Genomic DNA, 16647 nt, shown 5'->3' on the forward strand with positions numbered 1-16647 from the left:
ACAGGTCAACGGACTCTCCATCATGAAAACGCTTACCACCTCGCTGAACACTGAAGACGATCCACGCTGGGCCGCAGTCGTGGCACGCGACGCTCGGGCGGACGGCCAGTTCGTCTATGCCGTGAAAACCACCGGCATCTATTGCCGCCCCAGCAGCCTGGCGCGCTTGCCGAAACCGCAGAACGTCGAGTTTTTCGACACCGCCGAGGATGCCGAGGCAGCGGGCTATCGTCCCAGCAAACGGGCGAGCAAGGATCAGACCGAAGTCGCCGCGCAACATGCTGCGACCGTCGCGGCAGCCTGTCGCCAGATCGAAGCGTCGGACAGCCTGCCGGCGCTCAACGATCTCGCCGAGACTGCCGGCCTGAGCGCCTTTCATTTTCATCGCGTGTTCAAAGCAGCAACGGGCCTGACGCCCAAAGGCTATGCCGCCGCGCATCGCTCGCGTCGGGTTCGTCAGCGTCTGGCGGACGGCGGCTCGGTGACCGACGCGTTGTATGACGCCGGTTTCAATTCCAACAGCCGTTTCTACGAGGCGGCCGATCAGGTGCTGGGCATGAAACCCGGCGACTTCCGGGCTGCCGGCCAGAACAACGACATCCGCTTCGCCGTCGGCCAATGCTCGCTCGGGGCTATTCTGGTGGCACAGAGTGAGCGCGGGATTTGCGCGATTCTGCTGGGGGACGATCCGCACCAATTGGTGTGCGACCTGCAGGACCAGTTTCGCCGGGCCAACCTGATCGGTGCCGATGCCGAGTTCGAACAACTGATCGCTCGCGTCGTCGGCTTCATCGAAGCGCCTGCCATCGGCCTCGACTTACCGCTGGATGTGCGCGGCACCGCGTTTCAGGAACGGGTGTGGCAGGCGCTGCGGGAAATACCGGTCGGCAGCACCGCCAGCTACGCGGACATCGCCCTGCGGATCGGCTCGCCAAAAGCCGTGCGCGCTGTGGCCCAGGCTTGCGGCGCCAACAGCCTGGCGGTAGCGATCCCCTGTCATCGCGTTGTGCGCAGTGACGGCAATCTGTCGGGCTACCGCTGGGGCGTGGAGCGCAAACGCGAATTGCTCGAGCGTGAAGGCAAACCCCGACAGTAATCAGCGATTCACATCAACGACAACTCGCCCCCGGAGTTGCCCCGCCAGCAACTTCGGTGCCGCGTCGATAGCTTCGCCGAGGCCTATTTCATGACTGATCAGTGGCAACAGGGCAAAATCCAGGTCCTGCGCCAGACGATCCCAAGCCTCGATGCGGCGGGCCGTGGGCTGGGTCACGCTGTTGATCCCGGCCAACGTCACGCCGCGCAAAATGAACGGCGCGACTGAGGCCGGGAAGTCCATGCCCTGAGCCAGACCGCATGCAGCCACGGTGCCTTCGGCCCGAGTGCTGGCGCAGGCATTGGCGAGCGTGTGGCTGCCGACCGAATCGATGACGCCCGCCCAGCGCTCCTTGGCCAGCGGCTTGCCGGGTTCGGACAGGGTGGCGCGATCAATGATTTCGCTGGCACCCAGTTGTTTCAGGTATTCGTGTTCCGACACCCGACCGGTCGAAGCGACCACGCGGTAGCCAAGCTTGCTCAACAACGCAATGGCAAAACTGCCGACGCCGCCGTTGGCGCCAGTCACCAGCACTTCGCCCTGTTGCGGGGTCACGCCGTTGCGTTCCAGCGCCATGACGCACAGCATCGCCGTATAGCCCGCCGTGCCGATGGCCATGGCTTGCGCAGCGGTGAATGCCTTGGGCAGCGGAATCAGCCAGTCACCGTTCAGTCGCGCCTTCTGCGCCAGGCCGCCCCAGTGGCTTTCGCCGACGCCCCAGCCGTTGAGCAGCACCGCGTCGCCGACCTTGTAGTTCGGGTGCGAGCTGACTTCGACGGTGCCCGCCAGATCGATCCCCGGCACCATCGGAAACTTGCGCACCACCGGGCTGCTGCCGGTGATCGCCAGGCCGTCCTTGAAGTTCAGCGTGCTGTACGCGACGCGAACCGTCACATCGCCGTCCGGCAGCTGCTCATCACTGATCTCTTGCAGGTTGGCGCGATAACCGCTGTTGTCTTTATCGATCACAATGCCTTTAAACATGACTGCCTCTTACCGGTGAAATTCAGGATGTCGAGGCATTGGAATAGCACATTGCAACATTTTGCCCCACTCGACCTTTAGCCAATCGCGCCCCAACGCCGAGCCAAAGTCGGCTGTTCAAGCTACAAATCTGTGCTGGTCATGGGGTTGGCTTTGCGTTAAAAAACCGGCTGCTACCGTCCCTGCCCTGTTTTGTCGTCGGAGAAGCTATTCCATGAGCCAATGGCCTGATACCCGCATTCTTGACCTGTTCGGCATCGAACTGCCGATCATCCAGGGCCCCATGGCCGGAGCCACTAATTCATCCATGGTTATCGCAACTTGCAACGCCGGTGGCCTCGGTTCGATGCCGGCCGCGATGCTGACCATCGAGCAACTGCGCGAAGAACTGAAAACCATTCGCCAGGGCACGAACAAGCCGTTCAATGTCAACTTCTTCTGCCATCAGCCTCCGGCCGCCGATGAGCAAAAGGCCCGCGACTGGAAAAACCTGCTGGAACCCTACTATCGCGAACTGGGTGTCGATTTCGATGCGCCGACGCCGGTGTCCAACCGCGCGCCCTTCGATGCAGCCGCCTGCGAGGTGCTGGAAGAGTTTCGCCCTGAAGTGGTGAGCTTCCACTTCGGCCTGCCGGAAAAGTCCTTGCTGGATCGGGTCAAGGCCACTGGTGCGAAAATCATCTCTTCGGCAACCACCGTCGACGAAGCGATCTGGCTGGAGCAGAACGGTTGCGACGCGATCATCGCCATGGGCTACGAGGCCGGCGGCCATCGCGGGATGTTCCTCAGCACTGACCTGAGCAGTCAGGTCGGTACGTTTGCCCTGGTGCCGCAAGTGGTCGACGCGGTGAGCACGCCGGTGATTGCGGCCGGTGCGATTGCCGATGCGCGCGGCGTCGCAGCAGCGTTCATGCTCGGTGCTTCGGCAGTTCAAGTCGGCACGGCGTATCTGTTTACTCCGGAAGCGAAAGTCAGCGCGTCGCACCACAAAGCTTTGCGCACCGCCAAGGAAAGCGAAACGGCGGTGACCAATCTGTTTACCGGGCGTCCGGCGCGGGGGATTCTCAATCGAGTGATGCGCGAGCTGGGCCCGATGTCGGACAAGGCTCCTGCCTTTCCGCTGGCGGGTGGGGCCTTGATGCCGCTGCGCGCGAAGGGCGAAGCCGAATTCAGCAACCTCTGGGCCGGCCAGGCTTTCACGCTCGGCAAAGACCTCGGCACCGCCGAATTGACCCGGCAACTGGCTGAAGGCGCTCTGGCAAAACTGACGCGATGATGAACCCGAACGGGTGAGGAGCGTGGCGCCCTCGCCCGGTTTTAATCCAGTGCTTTCCGTTTGACGGCATTTCGCTATATATTTCGATATATAGCGTTTCACCCCCTCGCATCGGCGCAGTCTTCCCATCCAATAACAACTGCCCACTGCACTTGCCCCCCACGGAGCCGTTACATGATCAATCGTGCCTCACGTTTTGCCCCTGCCCTGCTCGCGTTATTCGCCATCGGCGCGGCACAGGCCGATGAAGTGCAAGTCGCTGTCGCGGCCAACTTCACCGCACCGATCCAGGCGATTGCCGCCGATTTCGAAAAAGACACCGGGCACAAACTGGTCGCTGCGTACGGCGCCACCGGCCAGTTCTATACCCAGATCAAAAACGGCGCACCGTTCGAAGTGTTCCTCTCGGCCGATGACACCACCCCTGAAAAACTCGAGAAAGAAGGCGACACCGTCAAAGGTTCGCGCTTCACCTACGCCATCGGCACCCTGGCACTGTGGTCGGCCAAGGAAGGTTACGTCGACGCCAAAGGCGACGTCCTGAAGAAAAACCAGTACCAGCACCTGTCCATCGCCAACCCGAAAGCCGCCCCTTATGGTCTGGCCGCCACTCAGGTACTGGAAAAGCTGAAACTGACCGACGCCACCAAAGCCAAGATCGTCGAAGGCCAGAACATCACCCAGGCCTACCAGTTCGTATCCACCGGCAACGCCGAGCTGGGCTTCGTCGCGCTGTCGCAGATCTACAAGGATGGCAAGGTCAGCAGCGGTTCGGCGTGGATCGTTCCGGCGAGCATGCACGACCCGATCAAGCAAGACGCAGTGATCCTCAACAAAGGCAAAGACAACGCCGCTGCCAAGGCGCTGGTTGATTACCTCAAAGGCCCGAAAGCCGCTGCGGTCATCAAGTCCTACGGTTACCAGCTGTAAATGGCGCTGACGAGTGCCGATTTCGCGGCGATCTGGCTGACCCTCAAACTGGCGTCTCTGACCACCGCGATCCTGCTGGTTGTCGGCACGCCGATCGCCCTGTGGTTGTCGCGCAGCCGTTCCTGGCTGCGCGGCCCCATCGGCGCGATTGTTGCGTTGCCGCTGGTGCTGCCACCGACGGTCATCGGTTTCTATCTGTTGCTGGCGCTCGGTCCCAACGGGTTCATTGGCCAGTTCACCCAGTGGCTGGGGCTTGGCACCTTGACTTTCAGCTTCACCGGCCTGGTGATCGGTTCGGTGCTCTATTCCATGCCGTTCGTGGTGCAGCCGTTGCAAAACGCCTTCTCTGCGATCGGCACCCGCCCACTGGAAGTGGCCGCAACCTTGCGCTCCAATCCCTGGGACACCTTTTTCAGCGTAATTCTTCCCCTCGCCCGCCCCGGCTTCATCACTGCAGCAATCCTCGGCTTCGCCCACACCGTCGGCGAATTCGGCGTGGTGCTGATGATCGGCGGGAATATTCCTGACAAGACCCGGGTGGTTTCCGTACAAATCTACGACCACGTCGAAGCCATGGAGTACGCGCAGGCGCACTGGCTGGCCGGGGCGATGCTGGTGTTTTCATTTCTGGTGTTGCTGGCGCTGTATTCCAGCCGAAAGACCCGCGCGGGCTGGAGCTGATCGATGATTGATGCACGTCTGAAACTGGCCTGGCCGCGCTTCAGCCTCGATGTTGACCTGCGGCTGCCCGGTCGCGGCGTGACGGCGTTGTTCGGGCAGTCCGGCTCGGGCAAGACCACGTGCCTGCGCTGCATCGCCGGGCTCGAACGCGCGCCGCAGGCGCTTATCCGCATCAATGGCGAAGTCTGGCAGGACAGCGAGAAAGGCATTTTCGTGCCGCCGCACAAACGCGCGCTCGGCTATGTGTTTCAGGAAGCCAGCCTGTTTGAGCATCTGTCGGTGCTGGCCAATCTGCAGTTCGGCCTCAAACGCATTCCCAAGGCGCAGCGCCGGGTCGACATGACCCAAGCCACCGAACTGTTGGGGATCGGCCACTTGCTCGATCGTCACCCGCAAAACTTATCCGGCGGTGAGCGTCAGCGTGTCGGCATCGCCCGCGCGCTGTTGACCAGCCCCCGACTGCTGCTGATGGATGAGCCTTTGGCCGCACTCGACAGTCAGCGCAAAGGCGAAATCCTGCCCTACCTGCAACGCCTGCACGACGAACTGGAAATCCCCGTCCTGTATGTCAGCCATGCGCAGGACGAAGTGGCCAGGCTCGCCGACCATCTGGTGCTGCTCAGCGACGGCAAAGCGCTGGCCAGCGGCCCGATTGGCGAAACCCTGGCGCGACTCGACCTCCCCCTGGCCATGGACAATAACGCCGGCGTGATCATCGAAGGCCAGGTCAGTGGCTACGATGCCGACTATCAATTGCTCACCCTGCAACTGCCGGACTCGTCACTGAACATTCGCGTGACCCACGCGCCGATGACGACGGGCCAAAGTCTTCGCTGCAAGGTACACGCGCGAGACATCAGCCTGACTCTGCAAAACAGTGAGTTCAGCAGCATCCTCAATCGACTGCCGGTTACGGTCGTCAGCGAGCAGCCGGCCGATAACGCCGCGCACGTGCTCATTCGTCTCGATGCAGGGGGCACACCGCTGCTGGCGCGCATCACACGCTACTCGCGGGACCAACTCGGCGTGCATCCGGGCCAGTCATTGTGGGCCCAGATCAAGGCCGTCGCGGTGCTGGCGTAAACCCGCGGGCACGACCGTCATGGCGTGCGGTCAATGGCTTTAACAGCCTGATTTGCCGCGAAGGAAGTCCGCCATGCCCGATACTGCGCTCACCGAGGTATTGCCTTCGGATCTGCATTACGTCGATGACACCCAGCCCGGTATTACCCGAAAAAAACTGCGCGGGAAATTCGCCTATTTCAATCCCGAGGGCCAGCGCATCACCGATCCCGACGAGATCAAACGCATCAATTCACTGGCCGTTCCACCGGCCTATGTCGACGTGTGGATCTGCGCCGACCCGCGCGGCCATCTGCAAGCCACCGGCCGCGATGCCCGTGGGCGCAAGCAATATCGCTATCACGCGCGCTGGCGCGAGGTGCGCGACGCGGACAAGTATTCGCGACTGCGTGAATTCGGTCTGGCGCTGCCCAAACTACGCAAACAGCTGGAAGCGCTGCTGGCATCGCCGGGCTTCAGCCGAGACAAAGTCATGGCGACCGTCATCACGCTGCTCGACGCCACCCTGATCCGCGTCGGCAACACGCAATACGCGCGGGACAATCGCTCCTATGGCCTGACCACCCTGCGCAGCCGGCATGTCGAGATCAACGGGAGTGCGATCCTGTTCCAGTTTCGCGGCAAGAGTGGCATCGAGCATCAGATCACAGTGAAGGACCGGCGCCTGGCGCGGATCATCAAGCGCTGCCTGGAATTACCGGGGCAGAACCTGTTTCAGTATCTGGATGAAAACGGCGAGCGACACACCGTCAGCTCTTCCGACGTCAACAGCTACCTGCAGACCCTGACCGGGGCGGATTTCACCGCCAAGGATTACCGGACCTGGGCCGGCAGCGCATTGGCGTTGGCAGTCCTGCGGGAGCTGCAATGGGAATCCGAGGCCGAAGCCAAGCGGCATGTGGTCGAGATGGTGAAGGGCGTCGCCCGCCAACTGGGCAACACGCCGGCGGTCTGTCGCAAGTGCTACATCCACCCGGCGGTGGTCGAGCACTTCATGCTCGGGGCCCTGGCCGAGTTGCCGAAACCACGCGTCCGCAAGGGGCTGCGCAAGGAAGAAGTCGCGCTGGCCCTGTTCCTTGAACGGATGGTCGAGAAGGCAGCTGCACCTTGAAGCCTTCGGCCATCTCGAATAGGCTACGCCCTCCTACCTCCCCGGGACGACCGCAGAAGTGAACAACTAAGCCCTCAAAAAAATGTAATCGCGACACGCCGCTCCTGGCGCTTGTCAATGCTCACGACATTTTTTGGAGGTGCCGATGACTCACGTCTCGCGTACGCCTGCTCTCGTCTCCCTGAATCAACTGGGTTTCCAGTTCGCCAATGGCGAGACGATTTTCACTGCACTGAATCTGAAATTCGATCACACCCCGACCGCCATTGTCGGACGCAACGGCGTTGGCAAAAGTGTACTGGCGCGCCTGATCGCCGGATTTTGGCAACCTACAAGCGGCAGCGTGACGCGCGCCGTGGCGACGACCTACGTGGCACAAACCTTTGTCGCGACAGCCGGCGAGACGGTCGCCGAGTCCACCGGCAGCGCCGCGATTCTTCAAGCGCTGGAGCGAATGAACCGGGGCTGCGGATCAGTCGAGGATTTCGACCTCATTGGCGAACAATGGGATCTGGCGGACCGCCTGCGCCGCTTGCTTGATGACGCCGGCCTGGCCGAAGTGGCCTTCACCGATCACACCGGCAACCTCAGTGGCGGCCAGCAAGCGCGCATCGCCCTGATTGGCGCGTTTTTGAGTCAGGCTCCGTTGCTGATCCTCGATGAGCCGACCAACCATCTGGATGCATCGGGACGGCAATGGCTGATGAACTCGCTGGAACGCTGGCACACCGGCTTGATCGTTGCCAGCCATGATCGGCAACTGCTCGACCGGATGCAGCGCATCGTCGAGCTGAGCGCGTCGGGGGCTATCGAATTCGGTGGCAATTACTCGGCGTTTCGTGAGCATCAGCGAATTCATCATGCAGCGGCGCAAGCACGTCTCGACCACGCCAGAAGCGAACGCCAGCGCGAGCGGATTCGATTACGGCGCGAGCACGACACGATACAACGCCACGCCGCCAACTCCCGTCGCAACGCCGAAACCGCCAACATTGCCAGTTTCGAATACGTGGCGATCAAGGGCGCCGCCCGGGAAATCATGGGGCATGTCCGGCAGGGCCATCAGGCCCGCAAGTCCGAACTGGATGCCCAGGTGCGCGAGGCTTACGCCAAGGTGCAACCCCAGGACAGCGTGCTGATCAACCTGCCCGGGAGCGCGGTGCCGAACAACCGCCAGATCTGCACGCTGGTTGATGCTCGGCTGCCCTGGCTGTCAAACGGCGCACTGAGCCTTACGATCCACGGCCCGATGCGGATCGCTGTCAGCGGTCCCAACGGCTGTGGCAAATCAACCTTGCTGAAGGTGCTCGCCGGGGAACTCGCACCCGTCGATGGAATCGCCACAACACACGTGCCCTTAGCATTCCTGGATCAGCGGTTGGCCCAACTGGACGATCAGCGTTCCATCACCGAACAGCTGATGATGCATGGAACTGCGCTGACCGAGGGCACCCTGCGCAGCTATCTCGCCAACTTGCAACTGGATGCGAGCCGCGCTACGGGCCTCTGTGCTTCTTTGAGCGGTGGCGAACGCTTGAAAGCGGCATTGGCAATGGCCTTGTGGCGATCGGATCCTGCGCAGCTATTGTTGCTGGATGAGCCGACCAATCATCTGGATCTGCCTTCCGTGGAAGCATTCGAGCGGGCATTGCAGACATTTCCGGGCGCAATTGTCGCCGTTTCCCACGATCAGGATTTCCTTGAGGCGTTGAATCCGACCCACCACCTGCGCTGGCAGCAGTCAGGCTGGCAACTGCACCCGACGAACTGACTTGTCTATTTTTTGCACGATTGTTCAGGGCTTCTATAGTTGATCTGGTAGGAATCAGCTGCGGTGACGCCATGGAAGACATATTTGTCGTGAAGCGCTGCAACAAGATTGTCATCCACGGCCGGCGCGCCGGAGAAACGCTCCATGAGCCCGCCGAAGCCTTGGGCTGGTATCGCATCTGCGACACGCGAACCGGTGGTTTCATCGGCGATGGTTTCGACCGGGAAGAGGACGCCCGCAAGGAATGTCATCGGCTCAACACCGCCAGCTCGCAAGTGACCGCCCCCGAGTCGTCGGGCTGATAGCTGTCATTTACGGGTCTATACTCAAACCAGCTGAAGGAGCAGCGCCCCAACGGCAGAGAGCTCGCGCTTGGCGAGCTTTTTGCTGGTACCGAGCGGATTAATGAACGGAGGTGTTCCATGTCCGAAAAAGAGTCCATCACCACTCTGCTGACCTTGCTCGAGGCTCGGGAGGCGCGTCTCGCGGCAGCTTGCAAAGAGATCGCCGACTGGGTCGATCATCAAGGCGGACACCCGACCGCTCTGCGCATCCGCGACCGGCTGAACGATATCGACAAGGACACTCCCCTCATTCGCAGTACCTTGTCGTCGCTTAAACCCATTGATCGGCCGCTACCACGCTTCAGATAGCTCGTCGTTCGCCTGGGACATGAAAGAACGCCCGTGGTCGTGAGAGGTCAAAACCTTTACACGTCACCAAGGAGACGTCCCATGGTCATTCATTTCAAAGTCGACGGGCATCTGGCCTGTGGGCACAAGGGCAACAACCTCTCCTCCAGCAGCGAACTCAATCGAGTGAAGTGCCGTAGCTGCCGCAATACCGATGCATACAAGGATGCGCGCAAAAATCAGCGCAATGAGGCGCGGCGCGCGGCTCGCCAATCCTGGGCTGCACGCTCGGCGTCCGACTGGCGTTCCGAGTGGATCGAGCGGTTGACGGCTATGGCCGGGCTTCAGCGTTTGCCTAGAGGGTTTACCGGGCAAGCCTTCGTCTGAACAAAAAAAGGGCCGATTGAATCGGCCCTTTTTGCTGTCTTACGATCCAGGCCCCGACATGGAAAAAACCCGGCTTACTTCGTTTCCTTGACTTCACAAACCCCATTGGCTTTGTTCTTGCCAGTGTACGAAACATCAGGTGAGCCGTCGGGCGTGATCGTCAGCGAGATGGTCGCACCGCTGCCTCTGGCTTCGAAGGCGTTATCGTTGAATTTCTTCAGTTTTCCTTCTTTGCCATTGATGTAGATCGGGCCGCCCTCGTCTGCGTGGACCTCGATGTTTCCGGGGCATGTTGCGTTCAACAGCGGGATGCCGGCCTGAGCAGCGGCGGAAGACATCAGCAAAACGCCCATTAGCAGCCGTTTCATGATTATTGTCCTGTGTAGGGTTGAACTAGAAAGGAACACTAGCCCACTTCGTCCGTAATGACACAAGAGTACATCTAGAACTCGAAAGGGTAAAAAAGTGATGTCAACGAAGTGAATTGCGGACCACTGTCAAAATTGCGGACCGGAAACAAACAAGGGTTTGCATCAGCTTTCGCCCGCAAACCCTTGATTTAAGATGGTGCCCGAAGCCGGAATCGAACCGGCACGCCCTTACGAGCGGGGGATTTTAAGTCCCATGCGTCTACCAGTTTCGCCATTCGGGCGGTAGCGCGTCTAGCATTGGGCAACGATCACCAAGCAATCGCAAAAGCCCAACACTGGTGCAGCAGAGGGGGAGGAATATATACATCCATGAGACGCGAAGCAAGTTGAAAGCGGCCGTGCCAGGACAAAATTTGGTGAGTGCTGGACAGAAAAAACATCAAAAAATCATTGCCCTAGAAGATATCTCCAGGAGGGTCAGTCGAATTCGCTACCTCCTGCTGAGCTCCCGCCGTGTTTTCGTACGCTGGAGATTCCAGTCATCTCTCATTAGAAACGTGGGATGCAGGCCTACCAGGCACAAAGTCACGCCATCATAACGCCAGCAGCCGCTCTAGAGCGATGGTTCCAGCATCATTGGCGAAAACGCTGTTCAACTCAAAAACGATACACATATTCACACAAACCCACACTTGTGCGATGACAAACGTTCGTGTAACTCTTTGTGAGCAAATATGTCATTTTGTAATCTGCCGCACCCTAATCCGGCACGTGGCCGTCAAGAGATGGAGCTAAGCGGATCAAAACGCGCTCGAGCAAATGCCTCCTCGCTTCCGCAAATTAACAAAAATTTTCGTACACGAAAACCACAAAAATGAAAGGACTTATGATGGGAATCAACTCAATAAAAAGCATTTTTATTGAGCGGACCGGGGTACGGAGATTAGTCAATGCCGTGCGCAAGCGTCCTGCTGCAGTCACCGAGGAATGGGCGGCGGCGCAAGCGGAAGCATCTGACAGCGACGAAAATCCTGTAGCAGAGAATCAGGATCAATCGCTACCCCCCATGGACCAAGCTCCAAGCACCTCAAACCATGAACAGCCACCCGTTCAAAAAGAGGAGCTGATACCTGTCGAATCAAACCCGGAACCTATTGCTCCAGATTCCATAGCATCAAAGCACGCAGATCCGATACCTGAGTTCCCCCGGGTAGAACCCGGTAGTGCTATCAAGGTGCTTTTTGTTGCTCAACACCCGTCGATTTGGCCGAGCTGGAGAAGCATCTGGCAAACCATGGCAGACGACCCGCAATTTGTTGCAAAAGTCGTCCTGTCTCCCATGCTCCACCCCTACTCTTCGGCCGCCGTTACAATCGATAACATGAGGCGTAGCCTGATAGAGGAAGGAGTTCCGTTCTGTACAACAGATGCGTTGAATTTGGAATCTTTCCGTCCGCATGTCGTTTTCCTGCAAAACCCATATGACGAGACCAGACCCGGCTTTTTAACGTCTGAGGAATTGGTCCGAGCAGGCTGCAGGATTGCCTATGTGCCCTATGGACTTGAGATGGGAGGCGGTGCTTGGAATTTAACAGCACAGTTCGATCTGCCATTTCACAGAACGGCGTGGAGAATTTTCGCTCGCTCCGAACGCCACAAAAGAATGTTTGCCAAATACTGTCGATCGGGCAACAGTCACGTGGTAGTAACCGGTCATCCGAAGTTCGATTCAATCAACACGCCTCATAGTCCAATACCTTCGGAAGAACTCGAAAGAAAAATCGGTGGGCGCAAGGTTGTACTATGGACTCCCCATTTTTCGGTTACCGAAATTCCGTCCTGGTCAACCTACCTTCTCTATGGGGATGCGATATTTTCAGTATTTGACAAGCATCAGGATCTATTTTTGATCTTGCGACCCCACCCATTGTTCTTCAAGTCACTGGTGCAAAATCAGGTCATGAGCGACGAGGAAGTCGCTCAACTAAAAGAAAAAATAAACAAGAGCAATAACATCGCACTCGATGAAAGTGCCGACTACCAATCGGCATTCTTCTTGTCTGACGGACTTATGACCGACGTAGGCTCTTTTCTTTTAGAGTATTTGCCAACTCACAAACCGATACTCTACCTGCATCATCCTGATGGACTAGGAATGAATGATGATGAATCGCTGACGAAATTGCTATACACCGCAAATAGCGCACAAGACATTGATCGTTTTATTACCAACATAAAAGACAATATAGACACACTCCAAAATGAAAGATGCGCAGTTATAACTGACTATCTGTTTGGCCTTGATGGACACATTGGAGCCCGCATCTGCCAGAACATCGCCACGAGCCTGTACAACGGCGACATTTGGTTCCCACGATTGAACGACGAGAGCTCCGCACTACAGCAACGCTCGGAAACATACTGGAAGAATGCAACAACCACCTTCCTCGCCCCACCAGACTACTACGAAAGAAAGTTGACCATCCTTGACGAGGAACTCCCTCAACTGGCGAGCCCCAAGAGTGCAATGGACATTGGCTGTGGAGACGGCAAGTTCACCCTTCAACTTGCAAATCATGTACAGCGAATGCAGGCCTGTGACATTTCGGAAGAATTCATTGAAAAAGCCAGGAGTGCAGCACTGGCGGCTGAAGTGAATAACGTCACATTTTCCACACAAGAACTTGAGCAAATCGCACCCTTTGAAAAATTTGATCTTGTTTCGTGCATGGGCGTTACGAGCTGTATAATTGACGACTCAAAATTTATTTTCTTTCTACAAAAGTTACATGCGCTCGTCAAGAATCATGGTCATCTATTAATGATTGACACGCTTTCTACAACTCATGAACAAAGCGCGGAAGATCCAGAATCCGGCTACCTTGCAAAATACAGATCCATTGAGGATTACAGATTACTATTCAACAGAGCGGGATTTACGATCAAAAAGGAAAGAGTCATAACTGACGCGAGAGAGCGAAATCTGACTAACAATCTAATTATCATGCAACCCTCTGGCGTCAACGAGAAAACATAGACACCAACATCTCGACAAAGCGATTTTTAACATGGCAAGAATTTATACAACACCGAAAGATGAAAAACCGAAAATCAATAAATCCGCTGTTCTGGATTTTTTCGAACAAAGAGCGACAAAGGTCAGCACGCTCGGCCCTACTCGTGCCGTGATCTATCAAGATAAAAGCCCGGATCTGGCGGAAAGAAGAGATACAGCCGAAAAGAACCTCCTTCTGCCGCTGCTCAGTATCTCTCAATCCAGCCATATTCTTGATGCGGGCTGTGGAACTGGACGCTGGGCAGAAGCCGTCGTCCCCCATTGTGCCTCGTATTTTGGTGTTGATGTCAGCCCAGGACTTATCAAGGTTGCGCACGATCGGTTTGGCAGCCATGAAAACGTTCGATTTGCCGTATGCCCGGTAGACGCTCTTTCGAAAGAGGCACTTGGCACCGAACGCCTGTTCACACACATTCTCTCATTTGGCGTTTTTATTTATTTGAACGATGACGAAGTGCTGGATGCGTTGAGTGGTTATGCCGCTCTCGGCGCACCGGGCTGCAGGCTAATTTTTCGCGAGCCCGTAGCATTGGAGCAGCGACTGACGCTGCTGGAACACTTCTCGGACGAGATGGATCAGCAGTACAACGCGATATACAGAACAGAGCAAGAGTTGATCTCACTTATTAAGAGCGTCCTTGGCGATGCGTTTATTCAAGTAGACTCAGGCGATGTTTATCCGGATCCCTCGCTGAACAATCGAACTGAAACGAGGCAGAAGTGGTTTTTGTGGGAGAAACACTAAACAATGAAAACAGCTTTTTGTTTTGATCTTGATGGCACTGTCACCAGCACGGAGATATTGCCCTGTATCGCTTCCGAGTTGGGAGTCGCCGATGAAATCTCTACGCTGACACGAGCTACAATGGATGGTTTGATTTCTTTTGAAGCATCATTCCGGCTGCGCTGCCTGATTTTGAGTCGGGTGCCTCCAGAACGTATTTGCAGCATCGCCAAAGAAATCCCGATCAATGCGGATATTCTGTCATTCATTCAAAAAAACAAAAATAATACGTTCATTGTCACGGGCAATCTTGATATCTGGATCCAACCGATACTCGACTTGTGCGGATGTCAGGTATTTTCTTCAAAAGGCGTATATGAGGGAAACATTCTGCATGTCAACAATGTGCTAAACAAAGCGCATGCCATTTCCAAAATCCGCGCATCGGGCTACGACAGAATTGTAGCGATTGGCGATGGCGCAAATGACGCCCCGATGCTCGCGGCGGCAGATATTTCAATTGCATTTGGCGGTGTGCACTCGCCCTCTACTACAGCAAAGAACGCAGCACAGTACATCATTCACGAGGGGGCGACATTATGCAAAATGTTACACGCGCTATAATTGCCGCCGCGGGTATGGGGACCCGGCTCGGGCTCGGCATGCCCAAGTGCATGATTGAGATAGAGGGTAAGACTATATTAACCCGACTCATTGAAATGCTGACTCCGCATGTCGACTTGATTCATGTGGTAGTCGGATACAGAGAGGAGATGGTGATTGATTATTGCGCCCAACATCATCGCAATGTAGTGCTAGTGAGAAATCCGGACTATCGGACCACTAATACTGCATTTAGCTTCGCCAAGGGCGCCGCCAACCTTTCTGAAAAAGTCATCTATATGGATGGCGATCTGTTAGTTTCGCCTGACAGCCTGGAAAGCTTCTTGCGAGCTGCAGCCAGTAAAGAAATACTGGTAGGGCTGACTGATGCAAAAAGTGAGAATGCAGTATTCGTAGGGTGTGAGGAAGAAGCGGGTAAATTGATAATTACTGAGTTCTCCAGAAAGCAGATCAGTGCGTTTGAATGGGCAAACGTAGTAACCGGGCCGGCAAACCTCCTCGCCGATGCTCCGGGCTATGTATTTGAGCGATTGGTCAGTCAGCTTCCACTTGAGGGCAAGCTACTTGAGCTTGCAGAAGTCGATACAGCTGCCGATCTTGTTGCTGCGCGCCAATTTGTGAATGACCTGGCCTCAACACGCTAGACACACGCCGTGTGCGAACACTGCCAGCAAAATAGGGTTGCCACTCAAAAAACATTGGCAACCTCACCATTTGCACACCATAGACAGATCGCGCCAGACTTTTCGGCGCGATCCCCCCCCCTCACAATTCAGCCAACCAAATTCGACGGTTTCGAAATGTCACAGACACGCTGCAATTGGACAGGAGCTCCTGGAGCGGGGAGCTGGCGTCAGCACAATCATGGTATTGCCCTGCCCCTTGATCAAGCGCAGCGACGGGATATAGGTCCTTGTGGGTGAACTCTTCCAGAGGCCACAAGCTTGAAACCAACCGAGTCAGGTTTGAGAGAGTGGGAATGGCTAACTTGTGGAGTACTACCCAGCAAAATCGATAGCCGTACTATTTTGCAAACATAAAAAAACCCGTAGATCGAAGATCTACGGGTTCTTAATAGTGGAGGCCGAGGTCGGAATCGAACCGGCGTAGGCGGATTTGCAATCCGCTGCATAACCATTTTGCTACTCGGCCTCAAAACATTTGCTGTCAGTAGCGCAACAACAAACGTTGTACAAATTGGAGCGGGAAACGAGACTCGAACTCGCGACCCCGACCTTGGCAAGGTCGTGCTCTACCAACTGAGCTATTCCCGCTTGGTGTGGCGCATTCTATAGATTCCAGATGCCCCGTCAACCCTTTGATTCAAAAAAGTTTTATTTCTTTTCTACATCAGTCTTCAGATGTGGCCAGGCTGCGCGAAGGTATTGAACCATCGACCACAGGGTCAGACCTGCAGAGATCATCAGCAGCGCATAACCAATGAGAACCCAGAAACTGAAAGCCTTGGGGTTGGCCAGGAGAATCACCAGTGCCAGCATCTGCGCAGCAGTTTTCCATTTACCCAGATTCGATACGGCCACATGAGCCCGGGCACCGAGTTCGGCCATCCATTCACGCAACGCCGAGACCACGATCTCGCGACCGATAATGACAGCCGCCGGCAGTGTGAGCCAAAGATTGCCATGCTCTTGCACCAGCAAGACCAGTGCGACGGCGACCATGAGCTTGTCGGCTACCGGATCGAGAAACGCACCAAAAGGCGTGCTTTGCTCCAGGCGTCGCGCGAGATAGCCGTCCAGCCAGTCCGTCGCCGCCGCAAAGGCGAATACCGAACTTGAGGCCAGATAGCTCCATTGGTAAGGCAGATAGAACAGCAGAATGAAGATCGGGATGAGCAGGACGCGGAGAACGGTAATCAGATTAGGGATATTCATCGGCAC

17 protein-coding genes and 3 tRNA genes are annotated in these 16647 nt (G+C 56.6%); 14 read left to right on the forward strand and 6 right to left on the reverse strand.

Going from position 1 to position 16647, the window contains the following annotated elements; genetic code table 11:
• Window positions 1-22 precede the first annotated feature (22 nt).
• Window positions 23-1096, forward strand: a complete 1074-nt coding sequence (gene ada / locus ACM6JM_RS10490; protein ID WP_039768749.1) for a bifunctional DNA-binding transcriptional regulator/O6-methylguanine-DNA methyltransferase Ada — start codon at window positions 23-25, stop codon at window positions 1094-1096.
• On the opposite strand, the gene ACM6JM_RS10495 is transcribed toward ada, so the two are convergent.
• Window positions 1097-2080, reverse strand: coding sequence for an MDR family oxidoreductase (locus ACM6JM_RS10495; protein WP_414881811.1), 984 nt, complete (start codon window positions 2078-2080; stop codon window positions 1097-1099).
• A 214-nt stretch (window positions 2081-2294) separates the two neighbouring features.
• On the opposite strand from ACM6JM_RS10495, the gene ACM6JM_RS10500 reads away from it, so the two are divergent.
• From ACM6JM_RS10500 to ACM6JM_RS10540, 9 genes are all read left to right on the forward strand, one after another.
• On the forward strand, window positions 2295-3356 hold the full coding sequence (locus ACM6JM_RS10500; RefSeq protein WP_414881813.1) for an NAD(P)H-dependent flavin oxidoreductase: 1062 nt from the start codon (window positions 2295-2297) through the stop codon (window positions 3354-3356).
• 174 nt (window positions 3357-3530) lie between these two features.
• A complete protein-coding gene (modA, locus tag ACM6JM_RS10505; RefSeq protein ID WP_064381385.1) occupies window positions 3531-4286 on the forward strand; it encodes a molybdate ABC transporter substrate-binding protein in 756 nt (251 codons plus the stop codon).
• Window positions 4287-4967 carry a molybdate ABC transporter permease subunit gene (gene modB, locus ACM6JM_RS10510; protein WP_064381383.1) on the forward strand — a complete coding sequence of 227 codons (681 nt, stop codon included), beginning with the start codon at window positions 4287-4289 and terminating at the stop codon, window positions 4965-4967.
• A 3-nt stretch (window positions 4968-4970) separates the two neighbouring features.
• Window positions 4971-6050 carry a molybdenum ABC transporter ATP-binding protein gene (gene modC, locus ACM6JM_RS10515; protein ID WP_414881814.1) on the forward strand — a complete coding sequence of 360 codons (1080 nt, stop codon included), beginning with the start codon at window positions 4971-4973 and terminating at the stop codon, window positions 6048-6050.
• Between the two features lie 73 nt (window positions 6051-6123).
• Window positions 6124-7161, forward strand: coding sequence for a DNA topoisomerase IB (locus ACM6JM_RS10520; RefSeq protein WP_085666972.1), 1038 nt, complete (start codon window positions 6124-6126; stop codon window positions 7159-7161).
• A 145-nt stretch (window positions 7162-7306) separates the two neighbouring features.
• A complete protein-coding gene (locus ACM6JM_RS10525; protein ID WP_039768764.1) occupies window positions 7307-8932 on the forward strand; it encodes an ABC-F family ATP-binding cassette domain-containing protein in 1626 nt (541 codons plus the stop codon).
• Between the two features lie 71 nt (window positions 8933-9003).
• Window positions 9004-9234 (forward strand): hypothetical protein, encoded by a 231-nt coding sequence (locus ACM6JM_RS10530; protein WP_039768766.1) that lies wholly within the window; start codon window positions 9004-9006, stop codon window positions 9232-9234.
• A 120-nt stretch (window positions 9235-9354) separates the two neighbouring features.
• Window positions 9355-9585, forward strand: coding sequence for a hypothetical protein (locus tag ACM6JM_RS10535; protein ID WP_039768768.1), 231 nt, complete (start codon window positions 9355-9357; stop codon window positions 9583-9585).
• 81 nt (window positions 9586-9666) lie between these two features.
• Window positions 9667-9951: a hypothetical protein gene (locus tag ACM6JM_RS10540; protein ID WP_414881816.1), complete on the forward strand. Its 285-nt coding sequence runs from the start codon at window positions 9667-9669 to the stop codon at window positions 9949-9951.
• A 74-nt stretch (window positions 9952-10025) separates the two neighbouring features.
• Here the strand turns inward: ACM6JM_RS10540 and ACM6JM_RS10545 are convergent, their stop codons facing one another.
• Together ACM6JM_RS10545 and ACM6JM_RS10550 are read right to left on the reverse strand one after the other, a co-directional pair.
• Complete coding sequence (locus tag ACM6JM_RS10545) at window positions 10026-10319, reverse strand: hypothetical protein (RefSeq protein ID WP_414881817.1); 294 nt, start codon at window positions 10317-10319, stop codon at window positions 10026-10028.
• A gap of 197 nt (window positions 10320-10516) precedes the next feature.
• Window positions 10517-10603 (reverse strand) — tRNA-Leu (locus ACM6JM_RS10550).
• A 605-nt stretch (window positions 10604-11208) separates the two neighbouring features.
• On the opposite strand from ACM6JM_RS10550, the gene ACM6JM_RS10555 reads away from it, so the two are divergent.
• From ACM6JM_RS10555 to ACM6JM_RS10570, 4 genes are read left to right on the forward strand one after another with little or no spacing between them, the layout of a single operon-like run.
• On the forward strand, window positions 11209-13359 hold the full coding sequence (locus ACM6JM_RS10555; RefSeq protein WP_414881818.1) for a methyltransferase domain-containing protein: 2151 nt from the start codon (window positions 11209-11211) through the stop codon (window positions 13357-13359).
• A 31-nt stretch (window positions 13360-13390) separates the two neighbouring features.
• Window positions 13391-14143 carry a class I SAM-dependent methyltransferase gene (locus ACM6JM_RS10560; protein ID WP_414881819.1) on the forward strand — a complete coding sequence of 251 codons (753 nt, stop codon included), beginning with the start codon at window positions 13391-13393 and terminating at the stop codon, window positions 14141-14143.
• 3 nt (window positions 14144-14146) lie between these two features.
• Window positions 14147-14746: an HAD-IB family phosphatase gene (locus tag ACM6JM_RS10565; protein WP_414881820.1), complete on the forward strand. Its 600-nt coding sequence runs from the start codon at window positions 14147-14149 to the stop codon at window positions 14744-14746.
• A gap of 38 nt (window positions 14747-14784) precedes the next feature.
• Window positions 14785-15390 carry an NTP transferase domain-containing protein gene (locus ACM6JM_RS10570; RefSeq protein ID WP_414881821.1) on the forward strand — a complete coding sequence of 202 codons (606 nt, stop codon included), beginning with the start codon at window positions 14785-14787 and terminating at the stop codon, window positions 15388-15390.
• Between the two features lie 434 nt (window positions 15391-15824).
• On the opposite strand, the gene ACM6JM_RS10575 is transcribed toward ACM6JM_RS10570, so the two are convergent.
• From ACM6JM_RS10575 to pgsA, 3 genes are all read right to left on the reverse strand, one after another.
• Window positions 15825-15898: transfer RNA gene (locus tag ACM6JM_RS10575), tRNA-Cys, on the reverse strand.
• 46 nt (window positions 15899-15944) lie between these two features.
• Window positions 15945-16020 (reverse strand) — tRNA-Gly (locus ACM6JM_RS10580).
• 60 nt (window positions 16021-16080) lie between these two features.
• Window positions 16081-16641: a CDP-diacylglycerol--glycerol-3-phosphate 3-phosphatidyltransferase gene (gene pgsA, locus ACM6JM_RS10585; RefSeq protein ID WP_039768771.1), complete on the reverse strand. Its 561-nt coding sequence runs from the start codon at window positions 16639-16641 to the stop codon at window positions 16081-16083.
• Between the last annotated feature and the right edge of the window lie 6 nt (window positions 16642-16647).

The sequence above is a fragment of the Pseudomonas sp. IT-P2 genome (genome assembly GCF_949767575.1).
In the GTDB taxonomy this organism is placed as follows: domain Bacteria; phylum Pseudomonadota; class Gammaproteobacteria; order Pseudomonadales; family Pseudomonadaceae; genus Aquipseudomonas; species Aquipseudomonas pharyngis.

Excerpts from the sequence above, each read along its gene's own strand:
- ada (WP_039768749.1), top strand. The coding sequence starts at position 23 with ATGAAAACGCTTACCACCTCGCTGAACACTGAAGACGATCCACGCTGG.
- ACM6JM_RS10495 (WP_414881811.1), bottom strand. The coding sequence starts at position 2,080 with ATGTTTAAAGGCATTGTGATCGATAAAGACAACAGCGGTTATCGCGCC.
- ACM6JM_RS10500 (WP_414881813.1), top strand. The coding sequence starts at position 2,295 with ATGAGCCAATGGCCTGATACCCGCATTCTTGACCTGTTCGGCATCGAA.
- modA (WP_064381385.1), top strand. The coding sequence starts at position 3,531 with ATGATCAATCGTGCCTCACGTTTTGCCCCTGCCCTGCTCGCGTTATTC.
- modB (WP_064381383.1), top strand. The coding sequence starts at position 4,287 with ATGGCGCTGACGAGTGCCGATTTCGCGGCGATCTGGCTGACCCTCAAA.
- modC (WP_414881814.1), top strand. The coding sequence starts at position 4,971 with ATGATTGATGCACGTCTGAAACTGGCCTGGCCGCGCTTCAGCCTCGAT.
- ACM6JM_RS10520 (WP_085666972.1), top strand. The coding sequence starts at position 6,124 with ATGCCCGATACTGCGCTCACCGAGGTATTGCCTTCGGATCTGCATTAC.
- ACM6JM_RS10525 (WP_039768764.1), top strand. The coding sequence starts at position 7,307 with ATGACTCACGTCTCGCGTACGCCTGCTCTCGTCTCCCTGAATCAACTG.
- ACM6JM_RS10530 (WP_039768766.1), top strand. The coding sequence starts at position 9,004 with ATGGAAGACATATTTGTCGTGAAGCGCTGCAACAAGATTGTCATCCAC.
- ACM6JM_RS10535 (WP_039768768.1), top strand. The coding sequence starts at position 9,355 with ATGTCCGAAAAAGAGTCCATCACCACTCTGCTGACCTTGCTCGAGGCT.
- ACM6JM_RS10540 (WP_414881816.1), top strand. The coding sequence starts at position 9,667 with ATGGTCATTCATTTCAAAGTCGACGGGCATCTGGCCTGTGGGCACAAG.
- ACM6JM_RS10545 (WP_414881817.1), bottom strand. The coding sequence starts at position 10,319 with ATGAAACGGCTGCTAATGGGCGTTTTGCTGATGTCTTCCGCCGCTGCT.
- ACM6JM_RS10555 (WP_414881818.1), top strand. The coding sequence starts at position 11,209 with ATGATGGGAATCAACTCAATAAAAAGCATTTTTATTGAGCGGACCGGG.
- ACM6JM_RS10560 (WP_414881819.1), top strand. The coding sequence starts at position 13,391 with ATGGCAAGAATTTATACAACACCGAAAGATGAAAAACCGAAAATCAAT.
- ACM6JM_RS10565 (WP_414881820.1), top strand. The coding sequence starts at position 14,147 with ATGAAAACAGCTTTTTGTTTTGATCTTGATGGCACTGTCACCAGCACG.
- ACM6JM_RS10570 (WP_414881821.1), top strand. The coding sequence starts at position 14,785 with ATGCCCAAGTGCATGATTGAGATAGAGGGTAAGACTATATTAACCCGA.
- pgsA (WP_039768771.1), bottom strand. The coding sequence starts at position 16,641 with ATGAATATCCCTAATCTGATTACCGTTCTCCGCGTCCTGCTCATCCCG.